The organism is Candidatus Hakubella thermalkaliphila (assembly GCF_013281975.1).
In the GTDB taxonomy this organism is placed as follows: domain Bacteria; phylum Actinomycetota; class Humimicrobiia; order Hakubellales; family Hakubellaceae; genus Hakubella; species Hakubella thermalkaliphila.
The window spans coordinates 1-883 of sequence record NZ_BLRZ01000346.1 but is presented as its reverse complement, the minus strand read 5'-3'; the positions used below and the strand labels follow the sequence as shown (position 1 = coordinate 883).

The 883-nt window shown below is 49.0% G+C and carries 1 protein-coding gene; it reads left to right on the top strand.

Features of this window, described 5'->3' with window-relative positions:
* On the top strand, positions 1-883 hold an 883-nt coding region (gene secF / locus HW443_RS12045; RefSeq protein ID WP_176238309.1), incomplete at both ends, for a protein translocase subunit SecF.

The following is an 883-nucleotide window of genomic DNA, read 5'->3' as shown; positions in this document are numbered from 1 at the left end:
AGAGGAATATCTGGTTCTCTCTGTCGGGTATTGTTATCGCTGTAGGAATAGTGGCTCTTTTGGTCAATGGACTGAACTTTGGGGTTGACTTTAGAGGAGGTAACCTTCTGGAGTTGGAGTTCAGCCGGGCTACCACCACCGGGGAGATACGGCAGCAACTTGGTAAGATTGGCTACGGGAAAAGTATAGTTCAGCAGGTTGGCTCTGATCCCCATTTTGTCATAAAGACAGAGCATCTTTCTCCGGAGAAAAAGGCGGAACTGAAAGGTGTTCTGGAGAGTATCGGGATTGAAGAGATCCTGAGGGATGAAAGCGTAACCCCCAAATTTGGCAAAAAGCTGGCCACTGATGCGCTGTGGGCTTTAGTCGTCGCCCTTATGACCATCCTGATTTACATAACCTTGCGCTTTGAGTTTAGATTTGGCATATGTGCCATTGCTGCCCTGGTCCACGACGCCCTGGTAGTGATAGGGATTTATGCCCTGAGCTTCAGAGAGGTCACTACCTCCACTGTAGCGGCCTTTCTGATCATCCTGGGCTATTCCTTGATGGATACCATAGTGGTTTTTGACCGGATTCGCGAAAACAAAAGCTTAGTAGCCAAAATGGACTACGGAGAGCTGGTCAATCTGTCCGTAAACCAGACTCTGGTTCGGTCCATAAATACCTCCCTGTCCACATTAATTCCAGTAGTGGCCCTCCTGCTCATAGGAGGGGAGACTCTGAAAGATTTTGCCTTCGCCTTGACCGTGGGCATTGCCTCTGGGGCTTTTTCTTCTATATTTACCGCCAGCCCTTTGCTGGTGGTCTGGAACCAGTTCAGGCCGAAATACAAGGTTCAGCCTATCCGAAAAAGAAAGGAACTGCCAGTAGAGCTAATGCG